This is a genomic window from Yersinia frederiksenii ATCC 33641, from assembly GCF_000754805.1.
Lineage (GTDB): Bacteria > Pseudomonadota > Gammaproteobacteria > Enterobacterales > Enterobacteriaceae > Yersinia > Yersinia frederiksenii.
Genome location: NZ_KN150731.1, coordinates 4,120,026 through 4,138,046, shown reverse-complemented (window position 1 = coordinate 4,138,046; position 18,021 = coordinate 4,120,026). Strand labels below are relative to the sequence as shown.

Genomic DNA, 18,021 nt, shown 5'->3' with positions numbered 1-18,021 from the left:
TTAAAAGGCCGCTAATGCGGCCTTTTTCTTTTACTGTTCTTTGCCACTTTGGCGCAGCAGAAAACAGGGCGCTAGCCCCGCGGTAAAGCGGTCAATTCCATCAATATGATTATATTGGGATCAATATACCAAATAGCGAGTTGGGCATTTGCAGCAAAGCAATAAGTGACTATGATGAAAATATTCATAAAAATGAAGAAAAATAAATTCCGTATCAAGGAAAGATAAATGGAAACCAGATTAAAAATCCTTTATGACGCGCAGGTTATTGATTCAGATGTTTATTTCGGCATGCTTAATGTTCTCAAGCGGCTGGAGCAGCATTGGCAATTAACTATTCGCCATCCTCAGGGTGAAATGCTAATCACCCATATGGCTAATGCGCTAATGCGGGCACGCCAAGGCCAGGTTATCCAGGCTATCGATGACGAGATATTAACAGAGATCGAAGCCACAGAAATTTTTGCCCATATCAGGGAAATTAATAACGACCTACTCTCACTATTTGCCTTCGAGGTGCCCAATTACGAAATTGGATATCTATTAGTCAATTTATATGGCCTGCACCTTGCCCAACAAACAGAGCACTAATCATAGTTGCATAAGATAAATACTCAAAAAAATGAATAATAAATTATCGATAGTTGGGAATTTAACATGTTATTGAAAGCTCTACAAAAACAGAACCCGGCACTGATGGATGCGGCATTTTTACTCTGGCAACAAGGAGCCATTAAACCTGACAGCTATGTCATTGATGTTGATCAGGTCAAACAAAACGCACGTTTATTGCTGGCAACAGCAGCGCGTTATGGCATCACACTTTATCTCATGAGTAAACAATTTGGCCGCAACCCACAGCTGTGTAGACTCCTGCTGGAATGTGGCTATCAAGGTATTGTCGCCGTAGATTTCAAAGAGGCTCGCCAGCTCTATCGGCATAATTTACCTGTGGCCCATGTTGGTCATTTGGTACAAATTCCCAGCGCAATGGTAGATGAAGTTGTTGCCCATCACCCAGAAGTGATTACGGTTTACAGCATCGCTAAAGCACGGGAAATTGCGGCAGCAGCTCTACGCCAGAACCGCGAGCAAGCTTTGTTGCTCAAAGTTTGGCACCACGGTGATCTTATTTATCCGGGGCAAGAAGCCGGATTTTCACTAGATGAATTGCCCAGCATTATCAGTGAAATAAAAACCTTACCGGGGGTTCGTCTGGTCGGTGTTACCCATTTCCCCTGTATGCTTTTTGATAGTGAAAAAGGAAAAATATTGCCCAGCCCCAACCTCAATACACTGATTGAGGCAAAAAGTATCTTTGAGCAACAAGGGATAGTGGTGGAACAGGTCAATGGCCCTTCAGCAACTGGGGTAGAAAGCCTTCCGCAACTGGCACGCCTTGGGGTAACACATGCTGAGCCAGGGCATTCATTGACAGGAACTATGCCTTCCAATCAACAAGGTAACCAACCCGAGCAGGTCGCGATGCTGTATTTGACAGAGATTTCCCATTGTCATCAAGGCAAAAGCTACTGTTATGGCGGCGGATATTATCGGCGTAGCCATTTAAGCAATGCACTGGTCTACGACCAACAATGGCAGGCCAGCAAGGTACTGAAACCCGCCAATGACAGCATCGACTATACCCTCAGTCTTGTCGAATCTTTCGCCGTCGGCTGCCCGGTTATCATGTGCTTTCGTACTCAAATTTTTGCCACCCGCAGTGATGTAGCCCTTGTGACAGGGATTCACTCTGGTCAACCGACACTGCTAGGAATCTATGATAGTCAGGGTAATTGCATTCCAATGTCCACAGGACAGGAGAGGCTATGAGTCAGTTTATTGTACTGGTCATCGACAGTTTTGGCGTGGGTGCTATGCCTGATGTTTCTGAAGTTCGCCCACAAGATAAAGAAGCCAACACTTGCGCGCATATTTTGCAAATCTATCCGAAACTGCGGCTACCCAATTTGGAAAAGCTGGGATTACTCAATGCATTGCATATCGGCTCACCTGATTTCACTGACAGTGTGATGCAAGATAATCCACACGCCAGTTTTGGTGTGGCGCTATTGCAACATGAAGGCGGAGACACCTTTATGGGCCATCAGGAAATTATGGGTACTCTGCCCCGCGCGCCCTTAAGCATGCCCTTCTCTACGGTAAAGTCACGGGTGGCAGATGCATTACGCCAACAGGGATACCAGGTTGAAGAGCGCGGTGCTCCTGATGATAGCAGCAATTTACAATTCTTATGGGTAAATGACTGTGTAGCCATTGGCGACAATCTGGAGGCGGACTTAGGCCAAGTATTTAATATCTGTGCAAATTTAAGTGTTATTGATTTTTCTCAGGTAGAGAAAATAGGCAGGATCGTGCGCAGCTGTGTTGAAGTGAACCGCGTCATCGCCTATGGAGGGCGACTGATCAACAGCCTGGCAATCATCAGTGCAGCTGAGGTTAAGCAACAAGACTATATTGGTATTAATAGCCCAAAATCCGGTGTTTATGATAACGGTTTTCAGGTTATTCATCTCGGCTATGGTGTTGATACGGATATTCAGGTGCCTCACCAGCTAGAAAAAGTCAATATTTCCACTGTTTTGATCGGTAAAGTTGCAGACATTGTTGCCAACCCAGCCGGGCGAAATTACCCACAATTGGTTGATTCTCAAGTTATTTTGGATATCACTTTGGCGGAAGTTCAGCGCGCAGAAAGTGCCTTCATCTGTAGCAATATTCAGGAAACTGATCTGGCAGGCCACGGGCAAGATGTTGAACGTTATGCCGAACGCCTGCAATTGGTCGACACAATGTTAGGCAAAATTACTGCAGCCATGGCTGCAGGTGATTGTCTGGTCGTGATGGCCGACCACGGTAACGACCCAACCATCGGTCACAGTAAACACACTCGGGAGCAAGTCCCACTGCTGGTCTATCATGCTGGCTTTAATCACTCACGGCCACAAGGCATTCAATTAGGTATCCGCAAAACAATGTCTGATGTCGGTGCGACAGTCTGTGAGTTTTTTGCCGCTCCCGCACCACAAAATGGCCACTCTTTCTGGCAACAGCTCACCAATGCCAGCAAATAAGGCAAAATTTTCGCATTAAATCTGGTGCAGGGAAAATCTCTGCTCAAATATTTACCAACCTGAATGCCACCATTGCTGTTGGGGTACTGGCAACACCTTCGCTGTTCTCGGCTGCATGTCGTCACCTAAAACACGGCAATAGCATCACCCACACTGCAAAATCTGCAGACTTAGGTTGGTAGATTTTTTTTATTCGGACTTGAAACTGAAAAATGAAAGGTGCATAATTATTGTTATAGTATAACATAACATATGGAGTTCTTATGAAACCTGGTATCCATCCTAACTATCGAACCGTGGTTTTCCATGACACCAGTGCAGACACCTATTTCACTGTGGGTTCAACCATTGCCACGCAACGCACGATTGAACGTGATGGTCAGATTTATCCTTATGTCACATTGGATATCTCCTCGGCCTCACATCCGTATTACACCGGTAAACAAAAAGAGTTCTCAAAAGAGGGCAGTACTGCACGCTTCCATCAACGTTTCGGCAGTTTCTTGACCAAAAAAGCCAGCTAATTCTGAGAGTTAATCATGCAAGTATTGAGTTCATTACGTTCCGCAAAAAACCGTCATCCTGACTGCAAAATCGTCCGTCGTCGCGGCCGGGTGTATGTTATTTGTAAAAGCAATCCACGTTTTAAGGCAGTTCAAGGAGGAACACATAAGAAGCGTTGATATTGAGTATGTTGTCAGCCTACTGATAAGCCCCGTTGCTGCCCAACGGGGCTTTTTTCTGTCACAAAAGGCACTGGAATTCAGCCTCTGACGCTAATGATCAGAGGCTGAATACTGCTTTACTGCCACTACTTCATACTGGCCACCAAAGTGTCTACATTATGCTTAAATGCCTCGGCATAGGTGGTGGCCGGGCCATCTGCGGCAGACAAAGCTTCTGGATAGAGTTCGCCACCGGCTTTAGCACCACTGGCTGTGGCAATCTGCTTCACCAGACGTGGATCCGTCTGATTTTCAATAAAATACGTTTTTATTTTCTCTTGTTTGATTTGATTAATCAGTGCTGCCACACCGCTGGCACTGGCTTCAGACTCAGTAGAGAAACCCACTGGTGACAAGAAGTTAACCCCATATTCTTGGCTAAAATAACCAAAAGCATCATGGCTGGTTAGCACTTTTCGCTGCCCTGCGGGAATGGCCGCAAATTGTGCTTTGGCGTAGGCATCCAGTTTTTCCAACTGCTGGATATACTCCCCTCCCCGTTTGCGAAAATAATCTGCATCTTCGGGATCAGCGACAATCAATGCATTCATTACGTTGTTAGCATATTTAATACCATTCGCCATACTGTTCCATGCATGGGGGTCAGTCACTTCCTTACCCTCTTCATCCATTTTGCGGGTATCGACTCCGGTTGATGCGATAACCACCTGGCCTTTATAACCAGAGGCAGTGATCAGCCGCTCCAACCAACCCTCCAAACCTAACCCACTGATAAACACCAAATCCGCTTTGGACAGCTGTTTGCTGTTTTTCGGCGTAGGTTCAAAACCGTGAGGATCACCATTTGGCCCAACCAAAGTCACCACATTGACATGCTCGCCCCCAACTTGCTGGACGATGTCACCTAAAATAGAAAAACTGGCAACGGCTTCAACCGTTTTCGCCATTGCCAATGGGCTTGACAGTAGGGCAGCCACCGCCAAACTAATAGGTAAACGCTTCATTTTACTCTCCTTTTATGACAGATACTTCTCAACGGCGCGCAGTTGCCAAAACACCACCACGCGTTCCAAATAAAATAGACCCAAAGAAAATCAGGCTGGCGCTAAGCACGATGGCGGGCCCCGCAGGCAGTGAAGCATAATAAGACCACAGCAGACCAACAATGCTGGCAATCATGCCAATGACCATCGCAATACCCAGAGTTTGAGGCAGATTTTTAGCCCAAAAACGTGCACTGGCTGCCGGTAACATCATTAATCCGACCGACATCAAGGTGCCAAGAATTTGGAACCCAGCAACCAGATTAAGTACAACCAAAGAGAGAAATAGTGCATGGACCACCATCAGCCAACGCCCCATACTGACCCGCAAAAAAACCGGATCGAACGATTCGACGACTAGCGCGCGATAAATAGCCGCCAGAGCCAGTATGGAAAATGTGGTGATAGTGCCCACCATGGTCATGGCGCTGGCATCAACGGCCAGAATAGAACCGAATAACACATGTAGCAGATCCATACTGGAGCCCCGCAATGAGACCAGCGTGACGCCTAAAGCCAGAGAGCCAAGATAGAAACCGGCAAAGCTGGCATCCTCTTTTAATAGTGTTCGCCTACTGACCCAGCCGGACATCATGGCAACAGCCAGCCCAGCAATAAACCCCCCAACGCCCATGGCGACCAGTGACATACCCGAAATCAGGTAGCCGATAGCCGCACCGGGTAGTACTGCGTGAGACAGGGCATCACCGACTAAACTCATTCGGCGCAATAATAAGAAAACACCTAAAGGTGCAGAGCTGAGTGACAGTGCCAAGCAAGCCACCAATGCCCGACGCATAAAGCCAAAATCCATGAAAGGATCGACAAGTAAGTGAAACACCATCATGGATTGATAGCCCTCAGTGATTGCTGCGGGACCAAAGAGGAAAGCGCGCAAGATGAACTGTGCGTGTGATGCCATTGCGCTAAAACCTGAAAAGAAGGCTGCCAACAGCACCCTTGAGGTGTCATCCACAATGTATGAGGAAAGTGATCGGCAACCATCAACATATCGTGCAAGACAGCAATAATAGTCCGCCCCTCGTCGTGAAGTTGATGAATAACCTCAAGTAATAACCGAACAGTCTGACTATCAATGCCGGTAAAAGGCTCATCCAGTAAAATCAGTTGCGCCTGCTGCACTAACAGGCGGGCAAACAGCACCCGTTGTAATTGCCCGCCGGAAAGCTCGCCCACGGGTTGGCGCGCCATATCCTGCATGCCAACGGTGTCCAGTGCCTGTTGAATGCGCAGGCGTGATTGATGATTAATCCCACCGAGCAAGCCACTTTGTGGCCAGCATCCCATTGCCACAACATCTTGCACAACAATAGGAAACTGTTTATCTAACTCAGCTTGTTGCGGAAGATAGGCCATTTGTGGTGCTTTGCCGCCAGTGAAGGTTATTTGCCCAGCAATTGCCGGTTGCAAGCCGGCCAATGTTTTAAGCAAAGTTGATTTACCTGTACCATTTGCGCCAATAATAGCGGTTAGAGAACCAGCCATAAAACAACCATCAATTGGCAGCGTCAGAGCATGGCGCTCATAGCCAATTTCAGTATTTCTCAAATTTATCATGGCAATACATTCGCCCAATAAATACCACACCACAGCAGCAGACAAAGTAGAGCAACACCCGCCATACGCTGTAACGAAGAAAGTGAGAACAATGTCCAGTAAGGAAGAGAGTTAAACCGAGCTGAAAGCTTATTCATATCAAGAAGAAATAGATGTTTTAATGATACATTATAACATCACATATAATGACGAAATTCAAGCGTCTCGCGATGACTCATCCATTCCAAAAGTAACAAACTATGGCGAGATTCGAATTGTGCCTAGGAAGCAAACCTTCCGCTGTGGATAAAACAAGCGGTACGAACAGGGTTAGTAACAGTAAATCAAGCCATCTTTACTGACGTTTTGCTGATGAGGGTAGGCCTGTTTTTGATACTCTAGTACCATAATTACTCGTGAATGCTCGCAAAATGGTAAATTACATAATAAAAAATACCGAATACGGCGGCACCTCTACTTGATAAAACCCGCTGAGCATTCTAAATTAATAGAGATGGGGTAAATTAACTGTAAGTAATAACCTTAAATATCGAAAATTCTATTTAAGCCTTGTTATTTCATTGAGAGATAGTGTTATTGGTCGATAGTGATCCAAATAACATCACTAGGTGTTAACTAAGCCTTTTGGTTGATAATCCTCATTAAACTTGAATTTTTTGATTCAAATCATATCAATAGTGGTTGAAAAATAAATATTATCGCATTTTTTGTAACGATAACGGCACTGTAATGAATTAATCTTAGCACCATGAGCGAACAATTAATGAACAATGAAATAGCTGGGACTTCTTATCAGGGTGTTACCCGATTTCATTACTGAAGAGTGTTATCAACAATAATATCCGTGAGATTAAAGGAAGTTTAGTTTCCGGATTAATGTATTATTCGGAAGATGCCAGATACCTGGTTGGGTCATTAGACGCTTTTAATATTTACAATCTAAAATACAACAATCATTCAATGACTTACCGTTACCCTTGATATATATTCAATCCCTGTTTGGATATCAACACTGAAGAATCACTAACAAATACTGTAACATTTATTGTACATCCTGAAAAAATCGTCTTTGATATAATTAACAATAACAGACCTTCAACCGCTGACGAATTGTAAGATTAAGTAATAAAGTTGCGCGGTGAGCGGAGAAATGATTTATATTCATAACAAGGCTAGTTTATTTGCGTTACTGATAAGCTTCTTCGTTTATATGATTACCGATCTACTCACATAGTGTTATCAACACCGAATTAAGAGTTTACGGAGGGGATGATATGGATGAGTACTCACCTAAGCGGCATGACATTGCCCAATTGAAGTTTCTATGTGAGAGTTTGTATGATGAAGGCATTGCAACCCTTGGTGATAGCCACCATGGTTGGGTAAATGATCCGACATCAGCGGTAAACCTGCAACTCAATGATTTGATCGAGCATATAGCTTCATTTGTGATGAGTTTTAAAATAAAATACCCGGATGGCGGCGACCTTTCAGAGTTAGTGGAAGAATATTTAGACGATACATATACTCTGTTTAGTAGTTATGGGATCAATGATCCTGAATTGCGTCGCTGGCAAAAAACCAAAGAGCGTTTATTCAGACTTTTCTCAGGCGAGTACATCTGTACCCTGATGAAAACTTAAGGGATAGTTCCCCTATATTATTTGTATATTGAGAAGAAAAATCACCATGACAAAAACTGACTACCTGATGCGTTTAAGAAAATGTACGACTATTGATACATTGGAACGTGTAATTGAAAAAAATAAGTACGAGCTAAGCGATGATGAGCTGGAATTGTTTTACTCAGCTGCAGACCATCGCTTAGCTGAACTCACGATGAATAAACTTTATGATAAAATTCCACCTACTGTTTGGCAACATGTGAAATAGGCTGCTTAACGCTGGTTAAGACACACAACGTTGAGCCGATAACCGTTATCGGCTTCAATGCAGCAAGCGCTTTGTAAGTGTTTTCGTGTGGGACAAATGTGGTAACAGAACTACGGTATTGAAGGCTAACTTCAATCCCGCGTTATTGCACGTCCACATTTTGGTGAAATTCTTGCCGTTATCATAACTGTTAAGTAAAGGTACATTATTACCCTATTTAATTTATTAAAATCTTAGCTGATAGCTAATAATGTAGAGACATTATAAATTCATTGCTAAACCTAAAGCGTAAATAGAAGATTCGATCTATATAAATATAAGAAAAATCCTATTTCACTATTCAAGACGCAACGTATGCGGTAACCCTGATATTTTTGCTGGAAAAGGTATAAATGCATAACCATAAGTAAGAGTAATAAAAAATAACACTAAGGCCAATGAAGACGTTTTTTCCCTTTCAGGTCATAGCGCTAAACCTTGCAGTAAATCGTCGTGCGACCAACATTGATACTGCTTTCAGCAAGCATTACCTAGAGTGAGCGAGAGCTGATGTCATATTTGTAGTATCAGCTCTCGCCCTAAAAATGTCTGCCATGGAAAGAGGTCATACGTTGCACCTTTTCCGCAGCCTGAAAGCTGAGGGAGTTAACTATTGTCGTTATGAAACCCAAAATCAGGGTGTCGTCGATTCACAGCCACTCCTTCTCAAAAACCTCTGTTTTATAACCATTATCGTACTAACGCTTTGTTACAGGCTTAGATAAGAAAATGGAATAATACATTTATAACTATGCGACTAAAGGTCTCTCACACACAGGCTCTTATTAAGGACGCTGGTGCCACCTGGGGTATATAAAGCTTGACTACTGCGCCCTCTCGATGAGTTAACAACATAGTAATAGTTGGAAGTGCCACTTTGTTCAGATGACCAATTGTTAGCTGCGGGAAAACCATAATCCATCATATCTCCCCACTCTCCAAATAATGACCCTATCTGGCGGATATACTCACCTGATGTCAATTGTGCGATAGTCGGCAATACTTCCGAGCGACTATTACAATCAGCATTTGCATTACCCCAATTCCTTGACGTGCTATCACCCTCAAACCAGTTTTCCACTGTAAATGAATAGGATTGAGGGCTTCCACCGTTATTCGGCGTCGCTGTTATGGTGACAGTTCCAGAAGGAGGACCATTGAACGTGACTTGACCACTACTATTGACGGTGACTGCCGCTGGCTGGTTTGAGCTCCAACTGTAATCAGCAGTCCCATTCATATTTATGGTGAAAGTTGCTTGATTGAACCCTGTTTTTGGGAATCCGTCATTCAAGGCGAAGTCATATCCACCGGCAATTATTCCCGTGAACACGGGGATAAACGTCGCATTCTGTGTTTGACCAATGTCTGTCGTGTTTACTGCTGATTTAGCCGTCACGCTAAATGAGCCAGTATTGGTACTTTTTAGGGTAAATGTGGCTACACCATGGGTATCAGTGGTGACACTGGACGCACTTAATACCCCACCAGTGGTATTTAAGATTACGTCAGTATTCGGTACTCCATGACCGGATGAGTCTTTTACCGTGGCTGTAAATGTTATTAGGCTATTGCCATCCGCGAATGTGGTGTGAGTATCAGCAGTCAAACTATCCACCACAAAAGTAGCTGCATTGGCTGTAAATATAACGTTTACAGCGTTTAGAGCCATACCATTAATCGATGAAGTTATTGTTGCTGTTCCTGGTTGGGTACCGGCGGTCAATGTAGCGTTGTACACCCCTCCCATAGCTTCGCTAACATCACTTATTTTCATTTCTGATGCTGCTGCAGCACGTATCGGGGAAGTCGATCCATCAACCACAAAGTTACTGGCCAGGATGATATTTCTGCTTGCACCAATAACCGGTTGATTATGACTATCCCGCAGCGTGATGGTTATTTGGCTGGTCGAGACACCATCGGCAACAAGTATACTGGGTGTTGCTGTCATCAGTGAATTCCCGGTGCTGAGGTTTTGCGGACTGACATTAATTAAAGTGCTTGAAGAGTTGGAACGATTACCCTGCGTGTCGAACGCAATAGCTGACAACGTATAACTATTTGGAGTATTACCCACTGATGCCTGATAAGGAGGTAAAGTAATGGAGATGCTATTGGATGAGCCCTTAGAGAGGGTTCCTCCTGCTGCAATTAAAGCGGCACTGTCCCAGTCAATACGTTCAAGACCATATTTCGACGTTACCTGAGCATTGACAGTAGCGATATCACCGGCTTTCCCCTCAACCCTCTCTGGTAAGCTCAGGCGTATCAACTCCTGCTTCTGATAATCCAGTACGATATTATTATTACGTTCAACCAGGTCATAGCGGCTCCCTGCCAATGTGCGAGTTGCGGCTACAGCTGATGGGTTAATATGGGACTGCCATGATTCTCCCAACCGGTAATTAAACTGGAAATTAATACTACTGTCATTCTTACTGCCTTTACCGGCACGATGCTCGGCACCGACTGTCAATAAAGGGATAGGGGTGTAATTAACCCCTGCCGTCACGGCATGTGGGTTCTTCTGGCGATTATCCTTACCGAATAATGCCACTTCTTCACCGCGGTATTTCTCATACATCAGTTTACCGCCTAATTGAGGATGAGACGGCAAATAAGCTTCAGCCCGCACATCATATCCGTTGGCCGGTCGTTCATTGTAGTCGGCAAAATCGCGGGACTGATGCCAGTCGGAAGTACCAATATAACTATTAGCGGATAGTTTGAGATAATCAGTCCAAGCTTCTGCACCAACACCGACTCGCCGATTTTTACCGGTCATATCATTATCAAAGAAAGTGTTTACCCCATACATCCAGTTATTCTGAAAGGTACGGACACCGGCACCGATATTAACGGTATTTCGATTATCTTTATTCCGCGCACCTAATTGGGTAAATAATATCGATTTCTGATTGTCGTAAATAGGAACTAACACATCGACGGCACTACCATCGAGTTTAAAATCGTCATTCACATTCATCTGTACCCGCGCAGTACCGAACTGACTTAACCACTGCTGCGCCGAGCTATTAAATTCATTGTTGGCAGCAGAGCGAATCATACGTTCACTGGATTTGGCTGCATTGCTGGTTGCTAATGCAGTTGCGCCAGTTTGCACATGACTGGCCAGCTTATTTTCCAGGAGAACATCCGCATTTTTATTCTTTTCACTATCAATGGAAAACGGGGATGCTTTGCGGGGAATATCAATCTCATCCCCGGAAGTTAATGCAGTAAAAGGTTTGGAAAATGTGCGATAAATATTGACTCGTTTAAGCTCATCGACAGAGATACCGTGTTTTTTAGCCACGGTATCTGCACTTTCACCAACACCAATAATATAGGGTTCAGTAGTCGTGCTTATAGTGGTGGCTTTGGGTTTCGGTGCCGCAGCAATCGCTGGCGTGAAGGATAAGCTTAAAGGAAACAATAATTGGAGCAGGATATTTGCCCAGGCGGTCACTTTCACTCTTTTTGGCAAGAGATTGGAGGTTGAACACTTCGCAGCTTGGGGAGCTTTAAATGATTTTATCGAAAAGTAGTGTTTCATTTACTGTTTTACCTAAAGATTACCAACAGGGATATCGGATCTAATACATAAATATTACTGATATGGCCCATTATACTGAGATTAGGATAAAACTAGGGATGCTATAAACTCATCGCTTCATACTATTTTTACCACTAGACCTTAAAATATTTACATTATTAAATTCTAGCGTGTTAATTTTTTGTTGATTTATATCCCGACGGATGTAATTAATTATGCTAATTTAACAAGTATTTGCGGTGCTGTTAATTTAAATGTTAATCATGCTCTTAAAGTTTAGATTTTTTGAACAAAGCACATATTAGAAAAAATGCATACCATACTGGAAGTTTGTTAAGCAATGAGCTGTACTTAACTCATTATCTAACTAGCTTAATAATAACTTGGTTATTTATGGCACTGTGCTTAAAATCAATGCAATCACTAACTCATTGTTATCATAACAAATAGCACTAGAGCAGCAGAGTAATATGAACAATCTACCTAAAATAAATCAGCTTAAAAACTTAAGGACAGTTATTTTTACTGGAAGTATACGCGCGGCAGCCATAGCAACAAATCAGACTCCATCAGCGGTGACTCGCAGTATGCAAGAACTTGAAAGTATTGTTGGGGCTCCTTTGCTAAAACGAGGGACTCATGGAGTTCAATTAACTGAAATGGGGAAGTTCTTTGAACCTTGCATGAATAAGGTACTTAATGAACTTGAACGAGGCATGAACGATCTGTCTCAATTTATCAGTGATTCACAAGGTGCGATTCGCTTTGGTTGTTCACATTTACCCGCTTACGGAATTATGCCCGGTATTATTAAGAACTTTCAAAATAGATACCCTCAGACAAAATTGACCGTTATTGAAGGACAGTTTTCTGAACTGGTGCAATCAATTCGCTCTGGTAAGCTTAGCTTTTTTGTTGGCATGATCATGCCTGATATATCTCTAGATGAGTTTCATGTGGAATACTTATCTAGTGAGCAGTTTCATGTTTTCTCTAGCAAAAATCACCCTTTGGTTAATAGTCATTCTTTAGAAGATCTCAGGAACGAAAAATGGTATTTGCCCGGAGCTGGGGTAGATATGTTTACTTCTCTAGAGAAAATAATATTCCCGTATGGTGTCGGTCCTGAACACTCAATTCTATATGGTGACTCAGTTGCTATTGCAGAACAATTGATCATTAATGAAGGTTATATATCTATTGGTCCCAAAGAGATATTGATGAATGAATACATTGGAGACAAACTATCAATTATAAATGTCTCTGAAACACTACCTATTGGACATTATGCAATTATTATGCGAATGAAAATGAAGCAACCGCCTATAACAAAATGGTTTATAGATGAAGTCAGGCATAAATTTTTATCCGACATATGCTAAAAGGCAGTGTTGAAATTTAGGGTCAGGGAAAAGATATTCCTTCTTCTCTTAAACAAACTTAAGTAGACCAAGCATCAGTAATTGAGGGTGTACCGGAACAAAGCGCCGTGAACTATCCGTTTTCAGGGTTTGATGAAAATTCAGATTATCAATATGAAAACACCAAATATCATCAGCGACCTTCAAGATACAGTTGTCTGTGAACCTAATAAGCTTCGTTTACTGAAGAGTTGTGGTGTCGAAGATAGATAAGCTTTACATGATAAATATCATGCACTTATTAGAAATGGTGGAGGCCCTGCCAGCTACATCCCGGCACACACCGCGCCTGCTACGGCTGCTTCCTTCCGGACCTGACCGAGTTCACAAGTTAGTGTTGCGAGAGAACCAACAGGGCCTCCATTGACGTTAACGGCCCCTAATACTCTGGAGCGGTGGGCATTATCGGCCATGCCCAATCAAATAGCAAGACAACCTACGCTAACCGGTGGTTTCTTACCCAGTCGTCTTCAATTATCAACTAAATTTATTTTCTTCTGGTACAGAAATCACTGATGATGTTATTCGTTCCTATAACAGCATGCAGATAGCAGACAACAAAGAGGATGCAGTGACATCATCAAAAATGGGGCAACAAAGCCAGGATGAAACTGAAGCGCTGGATGGCATAGCAGAGCAAAACAGCCCACCAGTCGTAGATAGCTTTCGCCAGCGGGTATTTCACGTGGTAGCTGCAATCCCTTACGGACAGGTGACTACCTATGGTGATATTGCCCGTCTGATAGGTTCTCCTAGAGCAGCGCGACAAGTTGGTGGTGTTCTAAAGCGTTTACCGGAAGGGTCTACATTGCCCTGGTATCGGGTTATCAATCGCCATGGCGAAATTTCGTTAGTTGGGCAAGACTATCTTAGACAGAAAAATGCGTTATTGGCTGAAGGTATTGATATAACGCCAGCCGGACGTATTGATTTACAACAGTATCGTTGGCAATACCAATAAATGGCGGCGCTACAGAATTATCAGCACTCTGTAGCGCGCTCAGTGGTTACTGTATTGTCCCAGTACCTGATGTTGTTGCTGTTGGCGCAGTTTCAATGGCCACCGAGGTCACAGGAACCAGTAACAGGTTAGCCTGGGTACCGGTGCCATTATTAATCACTTCCTGAATGGTATCAGTGATAAACATTAGCTGACCATTATGCGTGATAGCCGCGCTGACAATAATACGGGCATTTGGCTGAATTTCTGCTGGGTTAAACGGCAAGGCAAAAGTAAAAGGTGCCTGTTTACCCTCGGTACGAATCGCTTTTTGAGCAATGACCCGAGTAGGTGCATCAGCCAGTGAAGCATCCGACAGCGTAACCGTTACGACAGAATCAGGTGGTAAGGCAATGCGCTCACGGATATTTACTGTCCCTTGTACAGCAGGTTGCGCAATAGGTGCTGCTGCTGTCGTTGTCCCTGCAGGTGCTGGAACCGGAACATCAGCCCCTTGGTGAGCACACCCGGCCAGACTCACTACCAATGCTGCCCCACTCGCTATCTGCCATAATTTTATTGATTGCCAAGGTTTCATAGGTCGCACTCCTTCTTATTATTAAGATGCTGGCTATTCACAGAACAACCCGCGTTTAATAAGTGGCTTCAACCACCTAGCAAGCTAATTATAGCACAATATGCTAACCTCTGGCGCGAACTGCCTAATTAAGCTATTTATAAGACTATTCCTTATCAAATGCAGATCAACTGAACAGCCGTTGCGCAGCATTATATTGACGACCGACCAATGGATTCAGCACACTGTGTATGAACTCAATCATCAGGGGCCACAACATGAGTCAGGCATTAGAAAAACTGCTCGATCTACTCGATCTGGAAAAAATTGAAGAAGGGATCTTCCGTGGCCAAAGTGAAGATCTGGGCTTGCGCCAGGTGTTTGGTGGTCAGGTTGTGGGCCAGGCAATTTATGCAGCCAAACAAACGGTTCCGATTGACCGGCTTGTTCACTCATTTCACAGCTATTTTTTACGCCCAGGGGACAGCAGTAAACCCATTATTTATGACGTCGAAACATTGCGCGATGGCAACAGTTTCAGCGCTCGCCGAGTGAGCGCGATTCAGAATGGTAAACCTATCTTCTACATGACGGCGTCGTTCCAGAGTCAAGAACAGGGTGTTGAGCACCAAAATACCATGCCTGATGTCCCTCCACCGGAGGGATTAATGTCTGAGGCTGATATTGCCCGTAAATTTGCCCATTTGATCCCCGAAAAAGTGCGGGAGAAGTTTATCGGCCACCAGCCCATTGAAATGCGCCCGGTGAAATTCCACAATCCCTTGCAAGGTTCCGTAGAAGAACCCCATCGTCACGTCTGGTTCCGTGCCAATGGCAAAATGCCGGATGACTTACGCATTCACCAGTATTTACTGGGCTATGCTTCTGATTTCAATTTCCTTCTAACCGCTTTACAACCACACGGAATTGGCTTTCTTGAACCGGGTGTGCAAATTGCCACCATCGACCATTCCATGTGGTTCCATCGGCCATTCCGTATGGACGACTGGCTGTTGTATGCCGTAGAAAGCACGTCAGCCTCCGGTGCTCGGGGTTTTGTTCGCGGACAGATTTATACTCGAGAAGGGGTGCTGATAGCCTCAACAGTACAGGAAGGTGTTATTCGTTTGCATCGTTGAAGCAAGACTGCCTTTATCTGAATAGTTCAGGGGCGATGTTTCCATCGCCCCTGTTGCTATCATCATCTTTATTATTTTTTCTAGCCTATCAGCTGGTGATAACGGCTTAACTTACTGGTTGTATGCATTTTCGCCGTGACTGTTAACATCCAGACCTTCGCGTTCTTGTTCTTCTGGTACCCGCAGACCAACCACCAAGTCAGCAATTTTGTAGGCAACAAAAGCAACAACCCCAGACCAGACCAAACAGACACCAACACTGAACAACTGTACACCGACTTGATGGCCCATGGTCACGCCAGCCGCGAAACCGGTCCCCCCCAGAGAAGCAGAGGTAAAGACACCGGTCAGAATACAACCGACGATCCCACACACTCCGTGGACACCGAACACATCACAGGTATCATCCACCCGCAGCCATTTTTTCAGCAGCACCACACCCCACAGGCCAGCAACCCCACCAACCAGGCCGATAATCAATGCACCACCGACACCCACTGTCCCCGCTGCTGGTGTAATCGCAACCAGACCGGCGATACAGCCAGAACATGCGCCTAACAGTGAAGGTTTACCACGTAAAATCCACTCAGCAAAGACCCAGGAAAGGATGGCACCTGCGGTGGCAACAACCGTATTCAAGAAGGCAAGTGCAGCAATTTCGTTAGCAGCACTGGCAGAACCGGCATTAAAACCAAACCAGCCGATATACAGGATAGCGGTACCAGTGAACACCATTGGTAAGTTGTGTGGTTTGAAGGCTTCTTTGCCAAAACCGGCACGTTTACCCAGCAAGTATGCCCCCACTAAACCGGCAGTCGCGGCGTTAATATGCACCACAGTACCACCAGCGAAGTCTAGTGCGCCGTCCTGTGCCAGGAAGCCGCCTCCCCATACCATATGCGCCATTGGCAGGTATGAGAAAGTGAACCACAGCACCGCAAAAATTAATACTGCGGAGAAACGGATACGTTCAGCGAATGAGCCCACCACCAACGCGACGGTGATACAGGCGAATGAGGCTTGGAACACCACATGAATATATTGATAGAAAGTGCCGCTCAGGCTAGTCAAACCAATACCTTTGAGCATCGCCATATCAAAATTGCCGAAGAACGCATTACCGGAACTGAACGCCAGGCTGTAACCATACAATATCCACAACACGCAAATCAGAGCAAAGGTCACGGTAACCTGAGTCATCATCGATAATACGTTTTTAGAACGCAGCAGGCCGCCATAGAACAGGGCAATACCGGGCACAGTCATAAATAGCACTAAAGCGGTGCAAATCATCATAAAAGCGTTATCGGCTTTGTCAGCTACAGCCGGTGCTGCGGCCATTGCCAAAGAGGGCAGCATCGCTACCGAACTCAGGCCCAACACGGATAAAAGTTTTTTCATCATCAACCCATCCCTATTCACTAAATTTGAGCCTGCAAATTACAGTGCTGCTTCGTCGGTTTCGCCGGTACGGATGCGAATAACACGTTGCAATTCAGCAACGAAAATTTTGCCATCACCAATTTTACCGGTATAGGCGGCCTTACTGATCACATCAATAACTTCATCCAATTGATCATCAGCAATGGCGATATCAATCTTCACTTTAGGTAAGAAATTGACGCTGTATTCAGCACCTCGATAGAGTTCTGCATGTCCTTTCTGGCGACCAAATCCTTTCACTTCGGTTACGGTCAGCCCCTGAATACCTACAGAGGACAAGGCTTCACGCACATCCTCCAACTTAAATGGTTTGATCACCACGGTAACCAGCTTCATATTTGCCCCTTCTCGAATTAAGTCGAATTCATGTCTGCCACGAAACAGATAAAGCAAAGGCTATGCCATAAATATGAGTCATGAGAATTTAATGTCAAAATGGCGAACATAGGGCGGTTGGGATAGCCCCCCCAGAGGAACTATGGCTGAATCGATATAATTGAACAGTTTTCATGCACCAAATTAGTGCGATGCGCGTCACAGAAGTGCACGACCACTTCAGCGTGCTATTGCTTTGCCAGATTATGGTGCGCGAGTCGCACCGGATGGAC

The 18,021-nt window shown here is 44.5% G+C and carries 17 protein-coding genes, 1 other RNA gene and 1 pseudogene; 11 read left to right on the top strand and 8 right to left on the bottom strand.

Annotated features, from left to right (window positions below):
• Window positions 1-228 precede the first annotated feature (228 nt).
• From DJ58_RS03610 to ykgO, 5 genes are all read left to right on the top strand, one after another.
• Window positions 229-591 carry a PRD domain-containing protein gene (locus DJ58_RS03610; RefSeq protein WP_004707634.1) on the top strand — a complete coding sequence of 121 codons (363 nt, stop codon included), beginning with the start codon at window positions 229-231 and terminating at the stop codon, window positions 589-591.
• Window positions 592-657: 66 nt separating this feature from the next.
• Window positions 658-1,833 (top strand): YhfX family PLP-dependent enzyme, encoded by a 1,176-nt coding sequence (locus DJ58_RS03615; protein ID WP_004707632.1) that lies wholly within the window; start codon window positions 658-660, stop codon window positions 1,831-1,833.
• Entirely contained in the window at window positions 1,830-3,095 is a 1,266-nt protein-coding gene (locus tag DJ58_RS03620; protein ID WP_032910681.1) for a phosphopentomutase, read from the top strand. Before DJ58_RS03615 ends, DJ58_RS03620 begins: the two co-directional genes overlap by 4 nt.
• 263 nt (window positions 3,096-3,358) lie before the next feature.
• Window positions 3,359-3,619, top strand: coding sequence for a type B 50S ribosomal protein L31 (locus DJ58_RS03625; protein WP_004707629.1), 261 nt, complete (start codon window positions 3,359-3,361; stop codon window positions 3,617-3,619).
• A gap of 15 nt (window positions 3,620-3,634) precedes the next feature.
• On the top strand, window positions 3,635-3,778 hold the full coding sequence (ykgO, locus tag DJ58_RS03630) for a type B 50S ribosomal protein L36 (RefSeq protein WP_002208618.1): 144 nt from the start codon (window positions 3,635-3,637) through the stop codon (window positions 3,776-3,778).
• A gap of 128 nt (window positions 3,779-3,906) precedes the next feature.
• Here the strand turns inward: ykgO and DJ58_RS03635 are convergent, their stop codons facing one another.
• The 3 genes from DJ58_RS03635 to DJ58_RS03645 are packed head-to-tail and all read right to left on the bottom strand — an operon-like array spanning window position 3,907 to window position 6,402.
• Window positions 3,907-4,785, bottom strand: a complete 879-nt coding sequence (locus tag DJ58_RS03635; RefSeq protein ID WP_004707627.1) for a metal ABC transporter substrate-binding protein — start codon at window positions 4,783-4,785, stop codon at window positions 3,907-3,909.
• 28 nt (window positions 4,786-4,813) lie between these two features.
• A complete protein-coding gene (locus tag DJ58_RS03640; RefSeq protein ID WP_032910680.1) occupies window positions 4,814-5,671 on the bottom strand; it encodes a metal ABC transporter permease in 858 nt (285 codons plus the stop codon).
• Window positions 5,668-6,402, bottom strand: a complete 735-nt coding sequence (locus DJ58_RS03645; protein WP_032910697.1) for a metal ABC transporter ATP-binding protein — start codon at window positions 6,400-6,402, stop codon at window positions 5,668-5,670. The genes DJ58_RS03640 and DJ58_RS03645 overlap by 4 nt, the downstream gene beginning before the upstream one ends.
• 763 nt (window positions 6,403-7,165) lie before the next feature.
• Between DJ58_RS03645 and DJ58_RS23685 the strand changes: the two are divergent.
• From DJ58_RS23685 to ymoA, 3 genes and pseudogenes are all read left to right on the top strand, one after another.
• A pseudogene (locus DJ58_RS23685) lies at window positions 7,166-7,518 on the top strand (hypothetical protein).
• Window positions 7,519-7,676: 158 nt separating this feature from the next.
• Window positions 7,677-8,045 carry an Hha toxicity modulator TomB gene (gene tomB / locus DJ58_RS03650; RefSeq protein ID WP_004392643.1) on the top strand — a complete coding sequence of 123 codons (369 nt, stop codon included), beginning with the start codon at window positions 7,677-7,679 and terminating at the stop codon, window positions 8,043-8,045.
• Between the two features lie 46 nt (window positions 8,046-8,091).
• A complete protein-coding gene (gene ymoA / locus DJ58_RS03655; RefSeq protein WP_002208622.1) occupies window positions 8,092-8,295 on the top strand; it encodes an expression modulating protein YmoA in 204 nt (67 codons plus the stop codon).
• Between the two features lie 796 nt (window positions 8,296-9,091).
• On the opposite strand, the gene yrIlm is transcribed toward ymoA, so the two are convergent.
• Complete coding sequence (yrIlm, locus tag DJ58_RS03660) at window positions 9,092-11,812, bottom strand: YrIlm family inverse autotransporter adhesin (protein ID WP_004707617.1); 2,721 nt, start codon at window positions 11,810-11,812, stop codon at window positions 9,092-9,094.
• A gap of 551 nt (window positions 11,813-12,363) precedes the next feature.
• On the opposite strand from yrIlm, the gene DJ58_RS03665 reads away from it, so the two are divergent.
• On the top strand, window positions 12,364-13,275 hold the full coding sequence (locus tag DJ58_RS03665) for a LysR family transcriptional regulator (protein WP_004707615.1): 912 nt from the start codon (window positions 12,364-12,366) through the stop codon (window positions 13,273-13,275).
• A 296-nt stretch (window positions 13,276-13,571) separates the two neighbouring features.
• Here the strand turns inward: DJ58_RS03665 and ffs are convergent.
• An RNA gene (ffs, locus tag DJ58_RS22925) (signal recognition particle sRNA small type) lies at window positions 13,572-13,668 on the bottom strand.
• Window positions 13,669-13,900: 232 nt separating this feature from the next.
• Here ffs and DJ58_RS0121940 point away from each other — a divergent pair.
• The gene (locus DJ58_RS0121940; protein ID WP_032910696.1) at window positions 13,901-14,275 is read left to right on the top strand and encodes an MGMT family protein; all 375 of its coding nucleotides are present in this window, start codon (window positions 13,901-13,903) and stop codon (window positions 14,273-14,275) included.
• A 46-nt stretch (window positions 14,276-14,321) separates the two neighbouring features.
• On the opposite strand, the gene DJ58_RS03670 is transcribed toward DJ58_RS0121940, so the two are convergent.
• Entirely contained in the window at window positions 14,322-14,852 is a 531-nt protein-coding gene (locus DJ58_RS03670; RefSeq protein ID WP_004707609.1) for a YbaY family lipoprotein, read from the bottom strand.
• Between the two features lie 257 nt (window positions 14,853-15,109).
• Here DJ58_RS03670 and tesB point away from each other — a divergent pair, with 257 nt between their 5' ends.
• Window positions 15,110-15,970, top strand: a complete 861-nt coding sequence (tesB, locus tag DJ58_RS03675) for an acyl-CoA thioesterase II (RefSeq protein WP_004707606.1) — start codon at window positions 15,110-15,112, stop codon at window positions 15,968-15,970.
• 111 nt (window positions 15,971-16,081) lie between these two features.
• On the opposite strand, the gene amtB is transcribed toward tesB, so the two are convergent.
• A complete protein-coding gene (gene amtB, locus DJ58_RS03680; RefSeq protein ID WP_032910695.1) occupies window positions 16,082-17,371 on the bottom strand; it encodes an ammonium transporter AmtB in 1,290 nt (429 codons plus the stop codon).
• A gap of 39 nt (window positions 17,372-17,410) precedes the next feature.
• Complete coding sequence (glnK, locus tag DJ58_RS03685) at window positions 17,411-17,749, bottom strand: P-II family nitrogen regulator (RefSeq protein ID WP_002208627.1); 339 nt, start codon at window positions 17,747-17,749, stop codon at window positions 17,411-17,413.
• Window positions 17,750-18,021: the final 272 nt, after the last annotated feature.

Coding starts and splice junctions, on each gene's coding strand:
- DJ58_RS03610 (WP_004707634.1), top strand. CDS start 229: ATGGAAACCAGATTAAAAATCCTTTATGACGCGCAGGTTATTGATTCA.
- DJ58_RS03615 (WP_004707632.1), top strand. CDS start 658: ATGTTATTGAAAGCTCTACAAAAACAGAACCCGGCACTGATGGATGCG.
- DJ58_RS03620 (WP_032910681.1), top strand. CDS start 1,830: ATGAGTCAGTTTATTGTACTGGTCATCGACAGTTTTGGCGTGGGTGCT.
- DJ58_RS03625 (WP_004707629.1), top strand. CDS start 3,359: ATGAAACCTGGTATCCATCCTAACTATCGAACCGTGGTTTTCCATGAC.
- ykgO (WP_002208618.1), top strand. CDS start 3,635: ATGCAAGTATTGAGTTCATTACGTTCCGCAAAAAACCGTCATCCTGAC.
- DJ58_RS03635 (WP_004707627.1), bottom strand. CDS start 4,785: ATGAAGCGTTTACCTATTAGTTTGGCGGTGGCTGCCCTACTGTCAAGC.
- DJ58_RS03640 (WP_032910680.1), bottom strand. CDS start 5,671: ATGATGGTGTTTCACTTACTTGTCGATCCTTTCATGGATTTTGGCTTT.
- DJ58_RS03645 (WP_032910697.1), bottom strand. CDS start 6,402: ATGATAAATTTGAGAAATACTGAAATTGGCTATGAGCGCCATGCTCTG.
- tomB (WP_004392643.1), top strand. CDS start 7,677: ATGGATGAGTACTCACCTAAGCGGCATGACATTGCCCAATTGAAGTTT.
- ymoA (WP_002208622.1), top strand. CDS start 8,092: ATGACAAAAACTGACTACCTGATGCGTTTAAGAAAATGTACGACTATT.
- DJ58_RS03665 (WP_004707615.1), top strand. CDS start 12,364: ATGAACAATCTACCTAAAATAAATCAGCTTAAAAACTTAAGGACAGTT.
- DJ58_RS0121940 (WP_032910696.1), top strand. CDS start 13,901: ATGGGGCAACAAAGCCAGGATGAAACTGAAGCGCTGGATGGCATAGCA.
- DJ58_RS03670 (WP_004707609.1), bottom strand. CDS start 14,852: ATGAAACCTTGGCAATCAATAAAATTATGGCAGATAGCGAGTGGGGCA.
- tesB (WP_004707606.1), top strand. CDS start 15,110: ATGAGTCAGGCATTAGAAAAACTGCTCGATCTACTCGATCTGGAAAAA.
- amtB (WP_032910695.1), bottom strand. CDS start 17,371: ATGAAAAAACTTTTATCCGTGTTGGGCCTGAGTTCGGTAGCGATGCTG.
- glnK (WP_002208627.1), bottom strand. CDS start 17,749: ATGAAGCTGGTTACCGTGGTGATCAAACCATTTAAGTTGGAGGATGTG.